This is a genomic window from Micromonospora sp. NPDC048871 (assembly GCF_043198155.1).
In the GTDB taxonomy this organism is placed as follows: Bacteria; Actinomycetota; Actinomycetes; order Mycobacteriales; family Micromonosporaceae; genus Micromonospora.
In genome coordinates, this window is sequence record NZ_JBICUM010000005.1 from 1 (window position 1) to 17,270 (window position 17,270).

At 73.8% G+C, this 17,270-nt stretch carries 15 protein-coding genes; 13 read left to right on the forward strand and 2 right to left on the reverse strand.

Going from position 1 to position 17,270, the window contains the following annotated elements:
- Positions 1-118: 118 nt before the first annotated feature.
- Positions 119-1,786 carry a hypothetical protein gene (locus tag ACGFIK_RS13685; protein ID WP_327026681.1) on the reverse strand — a complete coding sequence of 556 codons (1,668 nt, stop codon included), beginning with the start codon at positions 1,784-1,786 and terminating at the stop codon, positions 119-121.
- On the opposite strand from ACGFIK_RS13685, the gene ACGFIK_RS13690 reads away from it, so the two are divergent.
- Together ACGFIK_RS13690 and ACGFIK_RS13695 are read left to right on the forward strand one after the other, a co-directional pair.
- The gene (locus ACGFIK_RS13690) at positions 1,775-2,803 is read left to right on the forward strand and encodes a Replicase polyprotein 1ab (protein WP_327026680.1); all 1,029 of its coding nucleotides are present in this window, start codon (positions 1,775-1,777) and stop codon (positions 2,801-2,803) included. The two genes, ACGFIK_RS13685 and ACGFIK_RS13690, sit on opposite strands and share 12 nt — an antisense overlap.
- Positions 2,800-3,819, forward strand: coding sequence for an HAD-IIA family hydrolase (locus tag ACGFIK_RS13695; RefSeq protein WP_327026679.1), 1,020 nt, complete (start codon positions 2,800-2,802; stop codon positions 3,817-3,819). The genes ACGFIK_RS13690 and ACGFIK_RS13695 overlap by 4 nt, the downstream gene beginning before the upstream one ends.
- Positions 3,820-3,827: 8 nt before the next feature.
- On the opposite strand, the gene ACGFIK_RS13700 is transcribed toward ACGFIK_RS13695, so the two are convergent.
- A complete protein-coding gene (locus ACGFIK_RS13700; RefSeq protein WP_327026678.1) occupies positions 3,828-4,166 on the reverse strand; it encodes an SCP2 sterol-binding domain-containing protein in 339 nt (112 codons plus the stop codon).
- A gap of 111 nt (positions 4,167-4,277) precedes the next feature.
- Here ACGFIK_RS13700 and ACGFIK_RS13705 point away from each other — a divergent pair, with 111 nt between their 5' ends.
- The 11 genes from ACGFIK_RS13705 to ACGFIK_RS13755 all read left to right on the forward strand — a co-directional run bounded on the left by ACGFIK_RS13705 (position 4,278) and on the right by ACGFIK_RS13755 (position 17,177).
- Positions 4,278-4,895 (forward strand): hypothetical protein, encoded by a 618-nt coding sequence (locus ACGFIK_RS13705; RefSeq protein ID WP_327026677.1) that lies wholly within the window; start codon positions 4,278-4,280, stop codon positions 4,893-4,895.
- Entirely contained in the window at positions 4,892-5,101 is a 210-nt protein-coding gene (locus ACGFIK_RS13710; RefSeq protein ID WP_327026676.1) for a hypothetical protein, read from the forward strand. Before ACGFIK_RS13705 ends, ACGFIK_RS13710 begins: the two co-directional genes overlap by 4 nt.
- 15 nt (positions 5,102-5,116) lie before the next feature.
- Entirely contained in the window at positions 5,117-5,971 is an 855-nt protein-coding gene (locus ACGFIK_RS13715) for a TlyA family RNA methyltransferase (RefSeq protein ID WP_327026675.1), read from the forward strand.
- A gap of 85 nt (positions 5,972-6,056) precedes the next feature.
- Positions 6,057-6,941, forward strand: coding sequence for an NAD kinase (locus tag ACGFIK_RS13720; RefSeq protein ID WP_327026674.1), 885 nt, complete (start codon positions 6,057-6,059; stop codon positions 6,939-6,941).
- Between the two features lie 97 nt (positions 6,942-7,038).
- Positions 7,039-8,796 (forward strand): DNA repair protein RecN, encoded by a 1,758-nt coding sequence (gene recN, locus ACGFIK_RS13725; protein WP_327026673.1) that lies wholly within the window; start codon positions 7,039-7,041, stop codon positions 8,794-8,796.
- A gap of 118 nt (positions 8,797-8,914) precedes the next feature.
- On the forward strand, positions 8,915-10,093 hold the full coding sequence (gene steA / locus ACGFIK_RS13730) for a putative cytokinetic ring protein SteA (protein WP_327026672.1): 1,179 nt from the start codon (positions 8,915-8,917) through the stop codon (positions 10,091-10,093).
- Positions 10,094-10,120: 27 nt separating this feature from the next.
- Positions 10,121-11,062 (forward strand): copper transporter, encoded by a 942-nt coding sequence (locus ACGFIK_RS13735; RefSeq protein ID WP_327026671.1) that lies wholly within the window; start codon positions 10,121-10,123, stop codon positions 11,060-11,062.
- Positions 11,063-11,146: 84 nt separating this feature from the next.
- Positions 11,147-12,013, forward strand: a complete 867-nt coding sequence (locus ACGFIK_RS13740; RefSeq protein ID WP_327026670.1) for a hypothetical protein — start codon at positions 11,147-11,149, stop codon at positions 12,011-12,013.
- Position 12,014: 1 nt separating this feature from the next.
- Positions 12,015-13,673 (forward strand): lipid II flippase MurJ, encoded by a 1,659-nt coding sequence (murJ, locus tag ACGFIK_RS13745; RefSeq protein ID WP_327026669.1) that lies wholly within the window; start codon positions 12,015-12,017, stop codon positions 13,671-13,673.
- A 7-nt stretch (positions 13,674-13,680) separates the two neighbouring features.
- Positions 13,681-14,814: a glycosyltransferase family 4 protein gene (locus ACGFIK_RS13750; RefSeq protein ID WP_327026668.1), complete on the forward strand. Its 1,134-nt coding sequence runs from the start codon at positions 13,681-13,683 to the stop codon at positions 14,812-14,814.
- Positions 14,814-17,177 (forward strand): hypothetical protein, encoded by a 2,364-nt coding sequence (locus ACGFIK_RS13755; RefSeq protein ID WP_393339821.1) that lies wholly within the window; start codon positions 14,814-14,816, stop codon positions 17,175-17,177. The genes ACGFIK_RS13750 and ACGFIK_RS13755 overlap by 1 nt, the downstream gene beginning before the upstream one ends.
- The last annotated feature ends 93 nt before the right edge of the window (positions 17,178-17,270 follow it).

Consider the following 17,270-nt stretch of genomic DNA (forward strand, 5'->3'; position numbering starts at 1 on the left):
TGTTTTTTTTTGAAAACCCCCTAAACAACTCAATCGTGTGGGCCCCCCCGAACTGGGGCCCCCCCTCGACTGCGTTGCGTCATGGAATGACGCACTTAGGAAGGATGTACCTGTGAGTTCAGAAGCTCAGGGCGGAGACCGTCCCCGGAGCCACGAGGGCCGGCCCGAGGGCCGTGACCGCGGCTTCCGCCGGGACGACCGCCCGTCGTACCGCGACGACCGCGGTGACGGGGCTGACCGTCCCCGTTCCGGCGGGTTCCGCCGCGACGGCGACCGCCGTGAGGGCGGCTACCGCGACCGGGGTCACAGCGCCGAGCGCGGCGCCCCCCGCGAGGGCGACGACCGACGGGGTGGCTTCCGTCGCGACAACAGCGACCGTCCCGGCGGCTTCCGTGACGGCGGCGAGCGTCGCGAGGGCGGATTCCGCGGCGGGGATCGTCGTGAGGGCGGCTTCCGGCGTGACAGCGGTGACCGTCCCGGCGGTGACCGCCGTGAGGGCGGGTTCCGCGGCGGTGGTCGTGAAGGTGGCTTCGGCGGCGGGGATCGTCGTGAGGGCGGCTTCGGCGGCGGGGACCGTCGCGAGGGCGGCTTCCGGCGTGACAGCGGTGACCGCCCTGGCGGTGACCGCCGTGAGGGCGGGTTCCGCGGCGGTGACCGTCGTGAAGGTGGCTTCCGGCGTGACAGCGGTGACCGTCCCGGTGGGTTCCGTGGCGGAGACCGTCGCGAGGGCGGCGACCGTTCTGGTGGCTTCCGTGGAGGCGAGCGTCGCGAGGGCGGCTTCGGCGGCGGGGATCGCCGCGAGGGCGGCGACCGTCCCGGCGGTTTCCGAGGCGGGGATCGCCGCGAAGGTGGCTTCCGGCGCGACAGCGGTGACCGTCCCGGCGGGTTCCGTGACGGCGGCGATCGTCGTGAGGGCGGCTTCCGGCGCGACAGTGGCGAGCGTTCCGGCGGGTTCCGTGGTGGAGACCGTCGTGAGGGCGGCGAGCGTTCCGGCGGGTTCCGCGATGGTGGCGATCGTCGTGAGGGTGGCTTCCGGCGTGACAGCGGGGACCGTCCCGGTGGGTTCCGTGACGGTGGCGAGCGTCGCGAGGGCGGTTTCCGTGGTGGGGACCGCCGTGAGGGTGGCTTCCGGCGCGACAGTGGCGAGCGTTCCGGCGGTTTCCGTGGTGGAGACCGTCGTGAGGGCGGTGACCGTCCCGGTGGATTCCGCGATGGTGGCGAGCGTCGTGAGGGCGGTTTCCGTGGTGGGGACCGCCGTGAGGGTGGCTTCCGCCGTGACAGCGGTGACCGTCCCGGCGGGTTCCGTGACGGTGGCGAGCGTCGTGAGGGCGGTTTCCGTGGTGGGGACCGCCGTGAGGGTGGCTTCCGCCGTGACAGCGGTGACCGTCCCGGTGGGTTCCGTGGTGGAGACCGTCGTGAGGGCGGTGACCGTCCCGGTGGATTCCGCGATGGTGGCGAGCGTCGTGAAGGTGGCTTCCGTCGTGACAGTGGCGAGCGTTCCGGCGGGTTCCGCGAGGGCGGGGACCGTCGTGAGGGCGGGTTCCGTCGTGACAGTGGCGAGCGTTCCGGCGGGTTCCGTGACGGTGGGGACCGCCGTGAGGGCGGCTTCCGCGACGACCGCGGGCGTGACGAGAGGTCGTATGCCGGGCGGGACGGGGCGGAGTCGACCGAGGGTACGGCCGCTCCGGAGCTGCCCGAGGAGATCCTCGCGACCGACCTGGACAAGGACGTCCGCGCCGAACTGCTCTCGATCGCCAAGCCGGTCGCGGAGACCGTGGCTCGCCACCTCGTGGCGACCGGGCAGCTGATCGACGAGGACCCGGCACAGGCTCTGGCCCATGCCCTGGCCGCGCGCCGCCTGGCGTCGCGGATCTCGGCGGTCCGGGAGGCGGTCGGACTGGCCGCGTACCACGCCGGCGAGTGGCAGACCGCGATCGCGGAGCTGCGGACGTACCACCGGATGAGTGGTCTGCAGAGTCACCTGGCGGTCATCGCGGACTGTGAGCGGGCCCTGGGGCGGCCGGAGCGGGCGATCGACCTGTTCCGGGGCGCCGACCAGGAGAAGCTGGACCGGGCCGTCGCGATCGAACTGCTGATCGTGGCCGCTGGTGCCCGAGGTGACCTCGGTCAGCGAGACGCGGCCGTGGCCATGCTCCAGGTACCGGAGTTGACCACCGACACCCCGCAGCCGTGGACGGCGCGGCTGCGGTACGCGTACGCCGACGCTCTGCTGGCCGGCGGACGGCGGGTGGAGGCCCGGGAATGGTTCGCCCGTGCGGCGGAGGTCGACGCCGACGCCGAGACCGACGCGGCGGAGCGGCTGCTCGAACTCGACGGCGTGGTCATCGAGGGTGACGACGAGGACGAGGCGGCCGAGGAACTGGCCGCCGATCCCGCTGCCCCGGGAGCTGTCCCGGCCGAGCCGGATGCCGACCTCACCGAGGCCGCCACCGAGTTGGCCGAATCGACCGGGGACGACGCCGCTGTCGACAGTGCGGCCGGCGACGTCGCGGACGACAACGACGACGTGGCCGGCGAGGCTGCAGGTGACGGCGTGACCGGCGACGGTGCCGTCGAGACTGCGGGCGACGAGGTGACCGGCGAGGTCGACGCGGCCGAGAACGGCCCGGTCGGCGAGGCCACGGTCGCGGTCGACGCGGTCGAGGAGTCGGCTGGCGAGGGCGCTGACGAGGGCCGGGTCGCCGACGGGGTGGCACAGCCTGCGGCTGAGTCGGGCCCGGTCGACGGTGGCGAGCGGCCCGAGGAGGGCGGCTCCGCGGAGTCGGAGGCACAGCGGCGATGAGCGGTGGCGGGGAACGGCTGGTCGACGGGTACACCCTGGTGGTCTTCGACCTGGACGGGGTGATCTACCTGATCGACCGGCCGATCCCCGGCGCGGTCGAGGCCGTCGTACGACTGCACGGTGAGGGCCGGGCGGTGGCGTACGCGACGAACAACGCCTCGCGGCGCGCGGCCGACGTGGCCGACCTGCTCACCGGGATGGGCGTGCCGGCTAGGCCGGACGAGGTGCTGACCAGCGCGGCGGCCGCCGCCCAACTGTTGGGTGAGCGGCTGCCCGCCGGGGCTGCGGTGCTGGTGGTCGGCGCGGAGGCGCTGCGCGCGGAGGTCACCGCGGTCGGGTTGCGGCCGGTGTCGCGGGCCGAGGACTCGCCGGTGGCCGTGCTCCAGGGCTACGGCCCGCAGGTCGGCTGGGCTGACCTGGCCGAAGCGGCGGTGGCCGTACGACAGGGTGCTACCTGGATCGCGACCAACACCGACCGGACCCTGCCCAGCGGGCGGGGACCGCTGCCGGGCAACGGTGCGTTGGTGGCCGCGCTGGCCACGGCGCTCGGCCGGGAACCGGACGAGGTGGTGGGCAAGCCCGCGCCGGAGTTGTTCGCCACGGCGGCACGGCGTGCCGGTGCAGGTCGGACGATCGTCGTCGGTGACCGGTTGGACACCGACATCGAGGGCGCCAACCGGGCCGGCCTGGACAGTCTGCTGGTCCTGACCGGTGTCAGTGACGTGCCCGAGTTGCTCGCCGCGCCGGTGCATCGGCGGCCCACCCATGTCGCCTGGGACCTGGCCGGGCTCTTCGATCCGACGGCGGTGGTACGGGTACCGGCGCCGGCCGGTGAGCACGACGGCTGGCAGGTCAGCCTGGGGGCCGAGGGCTGGGAACTGGGCGGCGCGGGCCGTCCTCTGGACGCTCTGGCGGCGCTCTGCGCGGTGGCCTGGGAGCATGAGCCGACCGGGTCACCCCGATCGGCGTCCCCGGAGGCCGCGCAGGCGCTGCACGCGCTCGGCCTGACCGCCTGACGCGGTGCTCAGAGCAGCTTGCGCAGCTTCATCAGGTCGAAGGGGTTCGCCTTGATCGACACCCGGCGGTTGGCGACCGCGCGGGTGACGTCGAGTTCGCCGCGGACCAGGGCGACCAGGTCGTCACTGGTCGTACTCATGGCGATTTTGGCCTGGGGGTTGTCGCCGTCGGCGAGGTCGACCAGTCGGCCGTCGCTGATCCGGCCGTGGAAGGCGGTCTCCAGGTCGGTGATCCGGCAGGCCAGGGTGCGATCCAGGTCGACCCGATCCCGGACGGTCTGTGCGTTGCGTTCCAGTCGGGCGGCCAGATCCTGCAACGCCTGCCGGCACTCGTCCACCGTGGCCACCATCGCCTCCTCGCACACCACGTCGTTCCCGGGGCACCGTACCGCACGGGACGTACCCGGTGGCCCGGTAGCGTGACACCTGAAGACCCGCCGGGTGAAAAGGAGTCAGGCATGCAGGACGCGTGGCGCACCTACCTCGAACTGGCCATGGGCTTGACGGAGGCGCCTCGGAAGAAGGCGCAGGACGCGGTGCGTCGGGCGATGGGCTCGACCGGTGCGACCGCCGCCCAGCTCCAGGCGCTGGCCGACGAACTACGTTCGACCGGCGCGGCGAACCGGGAGGCGCTGACCAAGCTGGTGCGGTTCGAGGTCGAGCGGGCGCTCGGTGCGGTGGGACTGGCCAGCGCCGACGAGGTGGCCGAGTTGGAACGCCGGGTCCTCGAGCTGGAACGGCAGCTGCGGACGGCCGGGTCTGCGGCCGGGGCAGCTTCGGCCGGGGGAGGGGCCTCGGTCGGAGGGCCGGGAACCTCCGCCGACGGATCGTCGGTGGGCACGCCCGCTACCGCCGCGGCCGCCCCGCCCGGTAAGGCTGTCGCCAAGAAGACGGTGGCCAAGAAGGCCGTCGCCAAGCCGGCGAGGAGCACCTCCGAGGAGGTGGCCCCCGGCAAGGCGGTGGCTCAGCGGCCGGCCAAGAAGGTCGTGGCCAAGAAGGCAGTCGCGAAGAAGACCGTGGCGAAGAAGGCCGCCGGCGGTGGGGCCGCCTCGGCACGTCCGGACGGCCCGGCGTGAGCGGACCCCTGCCGGGCCCGCGTCCGGGTCCGCCGCCGCGTCGCTGGGCGGCGGAGGAGACCGACGAGGGGGAGCATCCGGCGGTACGGGCCGCGGTGCAGGCGCTGGCCAACGCCGAGGCGCTGGCCCCGGCCGACCAGATCGCCCAGTACGAGGCCGCGTACCAGACGTTGCGGGAAACCCTGGCCACCATCGATCAGGCCTGAGGAGGCCGCTCGTTCATGGCACGCAGAAACCGGTTGGACGCCGAACTCGTCCGCCGTGGCCTGGCCCGTTCCCGGGAACAGGCGGCCGCTCTGGTGGAGGCCGGCCGGGTGCAGTTGCGGGGGGTGCCGGCCCGTAAGGCCGCCGCGATGGTCGATCCGGCCGATCCGTTGCTGGTCACCGGCGACGATCCCACCTCGGAGTACGTCTCCCGGGGCGGGCACAAGTTGGCCGGGGCGCTGGCCGCGTTCACCCCTGCCGGGTTGACCGTGGCCGGTCGACGCTGCCTGGACGCCGGTGCCTCCACCGGGGGGTTCACCGATGTGCTGCTGCGTGCCGGTGCGGCCGAGGTGGTCGCGGTGGACGTCGGCTACGGGCAGTTGGCCTGGTCGTTGCGCACCGACGAGCGGGTGCGGGTCTTCGAACGCACCAACGTGCGGACCCTCACCCCGGAGGTGATCGGTGGGCCGGTCGAGTTGACCGTGGCCGACCTGTCCTTCATCTCGCTGCGGCTGGTCCTGCCGGCGCTGGCCGGCTGCACCGAGGGGGACCTGGTGCTCATGGTCAAGCCGCAGTTCGAGGTGGGCAAGGAGCGGGTGGGCGCGGGCGGGGTGGTGCGCGATCCGGAGCTTCGGGCCGAGGCGGTGCTCGATGTAGCGGCGGCGGCCCTGGGGCACCAGTTGGGTCTGGTGGACGTGGCGGCCAGCCCGCTGCCGGGGCCGAGCGGCAATGTCGAGTTCTTCGTATGGTTACGCCGGGGCGCGCCGCCGGCCGATCCGGACCGGGTCCGTGCGGTGGTCGCTGCTGGGCCGCAGGGTCCGACGATGTCCGGGGAGGTGCCGGGCGCGGCGACGGAGGAGGTCGCAGGGTGAGCGCGAGCAGTGGGCGGCTGACGGCGGGCAGGTGCCGGCCGTACGCCGGCCGGTGGATCGGCGTGGCGACCGGAGGGTGGAGCCGGTGACCCGGACCGCTCTGCTGGTCACCCACACCGGCCGTCGGCGCAGTACGGAGCACGCCCGGGCGGTGGCCTGTGACCTGATCGCGGCCGGTTTCCAGGTGCGGGTGGTCGCCGAGGAGGCCGAGGACCTGGACCTGCCCGGGGTCATCCCGGTGAGTGGTCCGCTGGCCGCCGAGGGTGCGGAGATCGTGTTCGCCCTCGGTGGGGACGGGACCTTCCTGCGGGCGGCGGAGCTGGCCCGTCCGGCGAAGGCCCCGCTGCTCGGCATCAACCTGGGCAAGGTGGGGTTCCTGGCCGAGGCGGAGATCGATGACCTGGACAGTGCGGTCAGCGATGTGGTCTCCCGCAGCTACACGGTCGACGAGCGGCTGACCCTCGATGTCACCGCGACCTTCGACGGCGGGCCGACCATCGAGTCCTGGGCGCTCAACGAGATCAGCGTCGAGAAGGGCGAACGGGCCCAGATGCTGGAGCTGATGGTCGATGTGGACGCTCGACCACTGTCCCGGTACGGCTGCGACGGAGTGATCTGCGCTACCCCCACCGGCTCTACCGCGTACGCCTTCTCCGGGGGTGGGCCGGTGGTGTGGCCGGAGGTGGAGGCCCTGCTGCTGGTGCCGATCAGCGCCCATGCCCTGTTCAGCCGCCCGCTGGTGACCGCGCCCACCTCGACCATCTCGATCACGGTTGACCCGTACACCACCCTGGCGGTGCTCTCCTGCGACGGTCGGCGGGTGTACGACCTGCCGCCGGGGGCGCGGATCACGGTGCGGCGGGGGGCGCTGCCGGTGCGGGTGGTGCGGCTGCGGGATCGACCGTTCACGGATCGGCTGGTGGCCAAGTTCGACCTGCCGGTGCAGGGCTGGCGCGGTTCCCGTCGCTGATCGACCGGACAGAATCCGTCCGACTGCGCCGATCGGGACGCGCCGTGGCCCGCGTCGGCTGGTCAACTGTCGGGCACCGCGTCTACTGTCGGTTGCTGTGCTGGAAGAGCTGCGCATCACCGGACTGGGCGTCATCGAGGACACCACGCTGCCCTTGACCGGCGGCATGAACGTCATCACCGGGGAGACCGGTGCGGGCAAGACCATGGTGGTGACCGGCCTGGGTCTGCTCTTCGGCGGGCGGGCCGACGCGGGTCGGGTGCGCGCCCAGCCGGGTCGGGCGGTCGTGGAGGGGCGGCTGCGGCTGACCGGCCGGTACGCCGAGACGGTGCACGCGCGGATCAGCGACGCCGGTGGCGAGCCGGACGAGGACGGCTCCCTGCTGTTGAGTCGTACGGTCACGGTCGAGGGTCGGTCGCGGGCCCACCTGGGCGGGCGGGCCATGCCGGTGTCGATGCTCGGTGAGGTCGGCGAGCAGGTGGTGGCCGTGCACGGCCAGTCCGACCAGCTGCGGTTGTTGCGGCCGGCCGAGCAGCGGGCCGCGTTGGACCGGTTCGCCGGGGCGGAGCACGAGAAGCTGCTGGAGGCGACCCGGGAGGCGTACGCGCAGTGGCGGCGGGTGGTCGAGGATCTGGCCGACCGCCGGCGCAACGCCCGGGAGCGTCACCAGGAGTCGGATCTGCTGCGGCTGGGCCTCGACGAGATCACCCGGGTGGATCCGCAGCCGGGGGAGGACGACGAACTGAAGGCCGAGGTGCAGCGGCTGGAACATGCCGAGGGGCTGCGCGCCGCGGCGCAACTGGCCCACCTGTGCGTCGCCGGTGGTCTGGAGGCCACGGACGACACCCCGGACGCCTCGACCCTGCTGGGCACCGCCCGCCGGACTTTGGAGGGGCAGGCCGGCACGGATCCGGCCCTCGGTGAGCTGGCGGCCCGGTTGGAGGAGGCGGCCACCCTGGTCGCCGACGTCTCCGTGGAGCTGTCGACCTACCTCGCCGGCCTGGACGCCGATCCGGCCCGGCTGCAGGCGATCTACGAGCGGCGGGCGGCGTTGCGGGCGTTGACCCGCAAGTACGCCGACGACATCGACGGGGTGATCGCCTGGGCGCAGCGGGCCCGTACCCGGTTGTCCGAGTTGGACACCTCGGACGAGCTGCTCGACGAGTTGGACCGGGAGGCCTCCCGGTTGGCCGGTGAGGTGGCCGAGTTGGCCGGGCGGCTGTCGGCGTCCCGACAGGAGGCGGCGCTGCGCTTCGCCGAGCAGGTCACGGTCGAGTTGGCCGGGCTGGCCATGCCGCACGCCCGGGTGGAGGTGGCCGTGCTGCCCCGGCCGGCGGGTCGGGCCGAGCCCACCTTGCCGGTCAACGGGGTGGAGGTGGGGGTCGGGCCGGACGGCGGCGACGAGGTCGAGTTGCGGTTGCTGGCCCATCCGGGTGCGCCGTCGTTGCCGTTGCAGCGGGGCGCCTCCGGGGGTGAGCTGTCCCGGGTGATGCTCGCCATAGAGGTGGTCTTCGCCGGTTCCGGTGGCCCGCCCACCCTGGTCTTCGACGAGGTCGACGCGGGCGTCGGCGGTCAGGCGGCGGTGGAGATCGGTCGGCGGCTGGCCCGGCTGGCCCGTAGTCACCAGGTGCTCGTGGTGACCCACCTGCCGCAGGTGGCCGCGTTCGCCGACCGGCATCTGGTGGTGGCCAAGGACACCGGGGGTGCGGTGACCACCAGTGGGGTGCGGGTGGTGGAGGACACCGAGCGGGCCCGGGAGCTGGCCCGGATGCTGGCGGGTTTGCCGGATTCCGATCTGGGTATCGCTCACGCGGAGGAGTTGCTGGCCGTGGCGGCCCGGGAACGGCGGTCGTGAGACCATCATTGTGAGCGGAGGCACACCGGCCTTCGCCGGTATGTGCTTCCCTGGGTAGGCGGCCCTGCTCAGGCATGTCGCGACAGATTCGCCTGCCTCACATGCCAGGATGGTCACGATGCGTCTACCCACGTTGCGACGGACCCGGAACGCGGAACCGGGACAGATCCTCGGCACCGCGCGCCTGGACCGCCGGACGAAGCGGCTGGTGGGGCGGTTGCGCCCCGGTGACATCGCGGTCATCGATCATGTCGATCTGGACCGGGTCGCGGCCGACTCGTTGGTCGCGGTCGGTGTCGGTGCGGTGCTCAACGCCAAGCCCTCGGTCTCCGGTCGGTATCCGAACCTGGGGCCGGAGGTGTTGGTCGCCGCGGGCATCCCGTTGCTCGACGATCTGGGTGAGGGCATCTTCGAGCGCATCCGCGAGGGCGACACCGTGCGGATCGAGGGCAACACGGTCTTCCTGGGTGAGGAGGCGGTGGCGCACGGCATCCTCCAGGACGCCGAGAGCGTGGCCAAGGCGATGACGGACGCCCGGGAGGGCCTGTCGGTGCAGTTGGAGGCCTTCGCCGCCAACACCATGGACTACCTCAAGCAGGAGCGTGACCTGCTGCTCGACGGGGTCGGGGTGCCGGAGATCGCCACCGAGATCCAGGGCCGGCACTGCCTGATCGTGGTCCGGGGTTACGACTACAAGGCCGACCTGGACGTGCTGCGCCCGTACATCCGGGAGTTCAAGCCGGTGCTGATCGGTGTCGACGGCGGTGCCGACGCGCTGGTCGAGGCGGGCTACACCCCCGACATGATCATCGGTGACATGGACTCGGTCACCGATGACGTGTTGCGCTGCGGCGCCGAGGTGATCGTGCACGCCTACCCGGACGGCCGGGCGCCCGGACTGCCCCGGGTCAACGGTCTGGGGGTGCCGGCGGTGACCTTCCCCGCCGCCGCCACCAGCGAGGATCTCGCCATGCTGCTGGCCGACGAGAAGGGCGCCTCGCTGATCGTGGCGGTGGGTACCCACGCCACCCTCGTGGAGTTCCTCGACAAGGGTCGCGGCGGAATGGCCTCGACCTTCCTCACCCGGCTCAAGGTCGGCGGCAAGCTGGTCGACGCCAAGGGCGTCAGCCGGCTCTACCGGCAGGGCATCGCCGGTTCCTCTCTGCTGCTGCTGGTGCTCTCGGCGGTCGCCGCCATGGCATCGGCGGTGGCCGTCTCCACCGTCGGTAAGGCGTACCTGGGTGTGGTCTCCGAGTGGTGGGACAATTTCGTGTTCCAGCTCGGCCAGCTCCTCTAGCCCCCGACCGATCAAGAGGCTGCAAGCGTGATCAATTTTCGCTACCACGTGGTGTCCCTGACCGCGGTCTTCCTGGCCCTGGCGATCGGCCTGGTGGTCGGCACCGCCGCGCTCAACGGCCCGGTGGCCGACTCCCTCAAGGAGCACGTCGACGCGCTGAGCAAGGCCAACCAGCAGATGCGCCAGACGGTCCAGAGCATGGAACGGGAACTGGAGCTGGAGGAGGAGTTCGCCGCCGAGATGGCGCAGATCACCCTGCCGGGCAAGCTGACCGGCAAGCGGGTGCTGCTGCTGACCACCCCCACCGGCCGGGACCACGCCGAGGGGGTGCTGGAGATGCTGCAACTCGCCGGCGCCGACATCACCGGGCGCATCGATCTGCAGGACAAGTTCATCAACCCGGAGAACAACAACAACCTGCTGGAGTTGGCGGTCACCGCGGCCCGGCCGACCGGGGCCCCGACGGCCAACCTGCCCGGCAACGGCCACGGGGTGGAGACCTCCAGCGCCCTGCTGGCCACCGTGCTGCTGGACCAGCCGGCCGACGCCGCGCCGGTCACCGAGGCCGACCGGCGGGCCGTGGTGGCCGCGTACAGCAACGCCAACTACCTCAGCGTCGCCGACCGGATCACCGCGGCGGCCGAGGCGGTGGTCCTGGTCAGCGGGTTGCCGTACGTGGACAAGGACTCCGCCAAGAAGGACGAGTCCGTGGTGAAGATCGCCGAGCAGTTCGACCGGACCGGGGGCATCGTGGTGGCCGGCAACGGATCCGCCAACGGCAATCTGGTGGCCTTCGTCCGCGGCGACGCGGTGCTCGCGCAGCGCATCTCGACCATCGACAACGCCAACACCGTGCAGGGGCAGCTGGTCACCACCCTGGCCCTGGTGCAGCAGCTCACCGAGAGCAAGGCCGGCCAGTACGGCGTCGGCGACAGCGCCGCATCCCTGGTGCCTAGACTGCCCCAGTGACGCCGGTGCACCCGGTGCCCGGATTTCCACGATGTGCGTCGACCGGCGGGGAGGGCGTGTGAGCGTGCGGAGCGAGGCGGTGGCGTGACGATCGTCAGGGGACTACTGGTGGCGGGCATCGGGGCGGCTGCCGCCCGGTACGTGTTGCGTCAGGTGCGCACCTCCCCGGCCGGGCCGGGGCTGGAGCGGACCAACTTCCGCGGCCGTACGGTGACCCTGGCGGCCGGGCCGGCCCTGGCGGTGGGGGCCAGCGGCGCGGCGGCCTGCGGGGCGGCGAGCGTGCCGGCCGGGGCGGCCACCCTGGTCGCCGGGCTCGGCGCCGGGGCCGTCGGGCTGTACGACGACGTGGTCGGGGCCCGGCCGGAACAGAAGGCGTACAAGGGCTTCGCGGGGCATCTGGCCGCGCTGCGGCAGGGCCGGGTCACCGCCGGCCTGGTCAAGATCGTCGGGGTGGGTGCGGCCGGTCTGGGCGCCGCCACCCTGCTCGCCGCCGACCAGGGGGTGACCGGGCACCGGGGACGACAGCGGCAGGGCCCGCTGAGCCGCGGCCTCGACGTGCTGCTCGGCGCCGGTGTGATCGCCGGTACCGCCAACCTGGTCAACCTGCTGGACCTGCGGCCCGGGCGGGCCCTGAAGTCCGGTCTGCTGCTCGGCGCACCCCTGGCGGGGGGTCGGCAGGGCGGGATCGCCGCCGGTGCCCTCGGTGCCGCCGGCGGGCTGCTCCCCGCCGACCTGAACGAGGACGTGATGCTCGGCGACAGCGGCGCCAACGCCCTCGGTGCCGTGCTCGGGGTGGCGTTGGCCGCGCGTACCGGACCGGTCGGCCGGGCCGCCCTGCTGGCGGTGCTCGCCGGGCTCACCGCCGCCAGCGAGAAGGTCAGCTTCACGAAGGTCATCGCGAGTACGCCGGGACTGCGCGACCTGGACGCGCTGGGCCGTCGCCCCGACTGACGTGACCAGACCGGCACCCCTGGCCGGCGTCGGCCGGGTGGCCTCGGCGGCCGCACTCATCGCCGTACTCACCGTGCTCAGCCGGTTGGCCGGGTTCGGGCGTACGGCCGTGTTCACCTGGGTGGTCCAGGACAGCGACCTGGGCGCCATGTACGTGCTGGCCAACGCCGTACCCAACATCATCTTCGAGATCGTCGCCGGTGGGGCGCTGGCCAGCCTGGTCGTACCGCTGCTGGCCGGTGCGGTAGCGGCCGGTGACCGGCAGGCGGTGACCGCCACGACGGGTGCCCTGCTGACCTGGACCCTGACCCTGCTGGTGCCGTTGGCGGTGCTGCTGGCGCTGGCCGCCGGCCCGCTGATCAACCTGTTGGGGGACAACCGGTCGCCGGAGGAACTCGCCGCCGGGGCCCGGATGCTGCGGGTCTTCGCACCGCAACTACCGCTGTACGGCATCGGCATCGTGCTCACCGGGGTGCTCCAGGCGCATCGCCGGTTCGCCTGGCCGGTGATCGCGCCGCTGCTGTCCAGCCTGACGGTGATCGTCGCCTACCTGGTCTTCGTCGGGGTGGCCGGTCCGGGAGCCAGCGTGGCGCAGGCCGGTCGGGGCGCGGAACTGATCCTGTCCGGGGGCACCACCCTAGGGGTGGTGGTGCTGTCCCTGTCGCTGCTGATCCCGATCCGTCGGCTGCGGCTGCGGCCCCGTCCGGGGTACACCTTCGCCGCCGACGCCCGGGCCCGGGTGGGTGGGCTGGCCGTGGCCGGAGTCGTCACGGTCACCGCCCAACAGGTCGCCCTGGCGGTGATCCTGCGGCGGGTCGCCGGCGGGCTCACCGAGGCACCCCAGGTGTTCAACCTCGCCCAGACCTTCTACCTGCTGCCCTGGGCGGTGCTGGCGGTGCCGCTGGCCACCGCCGCGTACCCCACCCTCGCGGCGGCTTCCGCCGAGGGCGACGAGCGGAGCTACCGGGACACCCTGTCGGCCACCCTGCGGGGGGTGCTGCTGCTCAGCTTCCTGGGGGCCGCCGTCCTGGTCGGGGCGGCCGGGCCGATCGGGCGGTTCTTCCCCCTCAACGCCGAGGCCACCGCCGGGGCCATCGCCGGGTACGCCCCCGGGCTGATCGGGTACGGGCTGTTCGCGGTGCTCTCCCGGGCCCTGTACGCCCGGGGGGCCACCCGCTCGGCCACCGCCGCGATCACCGCCGGGTGGCTGGCCGTCCCGCTGGTCCTGCTGCCGCTGTCGGCGCTGCTGCCGGTGGCCGACCGGGTGCTCGCGGTGGCGTTGGCCAACTCGGCCGGCATGCTGCTGCTGGGCGGACTGCTGCTGGTCGCGGTACGGCGGGCGGCCGGGTCGGCCGCCCTGGCCGGTGCCGCCCGGGCCGCCGGAGCCGGGCTGCTGGGCGCCGTGGCGGGGGCGCTGGCCGCGCTGTGGCTGCTGCGGCTGGTGGCGCAGGGGGACGGCACCCCGACGCGGTGGGTGGCCCTGGGGCAGGGCATGCTGTCCGGAGTTTTGGTCGGCGTCGTGTTCCTCGCCGTGGTCTGGTTGGTCGACCGGCGCGATCTGCGCCCGGTGCTGGCCGGGCTGCGCCGACGGCTGCCGGCCCGCCTACGGGGTAGGCAGAAGGACGGGAGCCCCCCGGAGCAGGGCGACGGGAAGGAGTGATCAGCCGGTGGCTACGCCTGAGCGGACGGGCACCGTGGTGCTGCTGCTGGCCTCCAGTACCGGTGGAGTCGGTCAACATGTGCGGGCGCTGACCCGTGGGTTGACCGCCGCCGGGCAGTCGGTGCTGGTCTGCGGGCCGGCGGCGACCCAGGACCAGTTCGACTTCATCGGCGCCGGGGCCCGCTTCGCGGCGGTGGAGATCCCGGCCAGCCCCGCCCCCGGCGACGCCCGGGCGGTGACGGCGCTGCGTCGGGCGCTCGCCGCCGAGCAGGTACGGGTCCTGCACGCGCACGGACTACGCGCCGCCCTGGTGGGGGTGCTCGCCCGACCGGCCGCCCCGCTGGTGGTCACCTGGCACAACGCGGTGCTCGCCGGTGGGCTGCGGGGTGGGCTGTCCCGCCTGGTCGAGCGGATCGTCGCCCGGGGAGCCCGGGTGGTGCTGGGGGCCTCCGCCGATCTGGTCGAGCGGGCGGTGGCGCTCGGGGCCCGGGACGCCCGGCTGGCCCCGGTGGCCGCGCCGGTGCTGTCCGCCCCGCGCCGCGGGCGGACCGCCGTACGGGCCGAGTTCGCGGTCGCCGCCGACCAGCCGTTGATCCTCTCGGTCGGCCGGTTGCATCCTCAGAAGCGCTACGACGTGCTGATCGACGCCGCCGCCCGGTGGCGGACCCGGACCCCACCTCCGGCCGTGGTGATCGCCGGTAGTGGACCGGCGTACCTGCCGCTGGCCGCCCGGATCAGTGCCGTCCGGGCCCCGATCACCCTGCTCGGGCACCGTACCGATGTGGCGGACCTGCTGGCCGCGGCGGACCTGGCCGTGGTGACCAGCGACTGGGAGGCCCGGCAGTTGTTCGCCCAGGAGGCGCTGCGGGCCGGGGTGCCGCTGGTGGCCACCGCGGTGGGTGGCCTGCCGGAGCTGGTCGGCGACGCCGCCGTGCTGGTGCCGCCGGGTGACGTCGACGCGGTCGACGCCGCGGTCCGTGACCTGCTCGACGACGACCGGCGCCGCACCGAGCTGGGGCGGCGCGGGGCGGCCCAGGCGGCCACCTGGCCCACCGAGTCGGACACGGTGGCCCAACTGGTGACCCTCTACGCCGAACTGGCCAGCCCGGATGCCGACGCCTCGTCGACGGGACGCCGATGATGGTGCGCCGAGCCGCTCCGATCCTGCTGACCCTGGTCGTCGTGGTGATGGGCATCGTCGCCCTGGCCGCCCGGCCGACCACCCCGCCGGCACGACCCGGCGCCGACTTCGTGGTGCTGGTCGGGGTGGCCGGGTTGCGGTGGGACGACGTCGACGCCGAACGCACCCCGACCCTGTGGCAGTTGGCCCGCCAAGGCTCCATCGGCTCCCTGTCGGTGCGGTCGGCCTACCGGCCCACCTGCCCCCTGGACGGCTGGCTGACCCTGGGGGCGGGCAGCTTCGCCGGATGGACCAACGGCCAGCCGGACGGCGAGTGCCCGCCGACCGAGGTGCAGGTGGACCGGCCGGACCGCATCGGGGCTAACCTGCCCGAGCAGGAGAGCGTCGTCGTACACAACCAGGACCGGCTGCCGTGGGGCACCGTGCCGGGCGCCCTGTCGGAGTCGGTGCGCTGCTCGGTCGCGGTCGGCCCGGGGGCGGCGGTGGCGGCGGCCCGGCCCTTCGGGCGGGTCGACCGATACGAGCCGACCCTGCCGGCGGATCCGGCCGGGCTGCTGAGTTCTTGCGTCCTGAGCATCGTCGACCTGGGCACGGTCGCCGGTGCGGACCCGGCCGAACGTGCCGCGGCGGCGCGGGAGGCCGACACCCAACTGGCCCGGGTGCTGGCCGCCCGGCCACCGAACTCCCTGGTGATCGTGGCCGGGGTCGCCGACACCGAACGCCCCTCCCGGCTGCATGTGGCCGTGGCCGACGGCCCGGGCTGGGAGAACGGCTGGTTGACCTCGCCGACCACCGCACGTCGGGGCTACCTGCAACTGATCGACCTGGCCCCGACCGCGTTGACGGCGTTGGGTCGCCCGATGCCGGACCGGCCCTTCCTCGGCCGGCCCGCCGAGTCCGTCGGTGGCCGCCCGGACGACCTGGCCGCCGCGATCACCGAACCGGCCGACGCCGACCGGGAGGCCGCCGCGCAACGGGAGGTCGCCGGGGGGTTCTTCACCCTGCTGGCCGGGGTCCAGGTGGCCTTGGCGGTGGCGGTGCTGCCGCTGCTGCGTCGGGCCCGCCGGCACGCCGGACCGTACGGTCCGAAACCGGTGTCGCCGCGGGTGGTGGCGGTCGTGGAGCTGCTGCTGGTCGCCGCCGCCCTGGCGATGCCGGCGGCCCTGCTGGCCGAGGCCGTGCCCTGGTGGCGCAACACCTATCCGGCGGCCACCTTCGCCGGGCTGACGGCCGCCCTGCTGGCCGCCGCGACCCTGCTGGTGCGGCTGGCACCGGGCTACCGCAGCACCCTGGGGCCGCTCGGCGCGGTGGCCGGGTTGACCACCCTGGCGGTCGGCCTGGATGTGGTCACCGGGGCCCGCCTGCAACTCAACGGGGTGGTCGGCTACTCCGCGCTGGAGGGGGGCCGCTACGCCGGGCTCGGCACGGTGGGGCTCGGGGTGTTCGTCGCCGCCGCTCTGCTGACCGCCGGTTGGCTGGCCCAGCAGGTGCACCGCCGGTGGCGACCGACCGTGATGGTGCTGGTCGGTGGTGCCGCCGTGGTGGTGGTCGGCAGCCCCTATCTGGGTGCCGACTCGATCGGGGCGATCGCCCTGACCGCCGGGGTGAGCGTGGCCGCGGCGATCAGTGCCGGCGGCTGGTTGACGGTGACCCGGCTGGCCTGGGCGGGCATGGCCGGGCTGGCGGTGACCATCGGGTTCGCGGTGGTGGACCTGGGTCGTCCGCCCGGTGAGCGGGGGAGCCTGGGCCGGTTCCTGGCCGCCCTGGGCGACGGCACCGGCGGGTTGACGGTGCAACGTTCCAGCGCCGCCAGCTTCCAGACCCTGGTCAACAGCCCGCTGACGGTGCTGGCCCTGGTCGGGGCCCTGCTGCTGTGGTTCGCCCTACTGCGGCCCTGGGGCGGGCTGATGCGGCTGTTCGGCATCTATCCGGCGATCCGGGCGGCGATGGCCGGCACCGGGGTGGCCGCCGTGATCGGCGGGGTGCTGGGGGCAGTGGGCCTGGACGTGGCGGGGGCGGCGGCGGCCGTGGTGGTGCCGATGGCGGCGTTGGCCGCGTTGCGGGTGCTGGACCACGCCGCGGACCGGACCCGCCCGGCCACCGACCGCCCACAGGACGCCGGCCCCTCGAGCAAGCCGGCCCCCTCCGGCAAGCCGGTCCCCGACGGGGGCCCGGAAGCCCCAGGACCGGCAGCCGAGGGTGGGCCGGGCGGGGCGAAACCGGCCGACGACCAGGCGGGTGTTCCGGACCCGGCAGCCGAGGGTGGCGGGGCCGCCACCACGGGCGGCGCGGCGCCGTCGAACGAGCCCGGAGGCCAGCGCGGCCGGGCGGTACGGTCATCGGCCGAGGTCGCGACCGGGTGAACCGCGGCGGCCTACCTCGGGTGCGGCACCGGAGCCGACTCGGGGAGGTGTTAGCGTGGAATCCCGTGGATCGCGTGATCACTTCGCTGATCG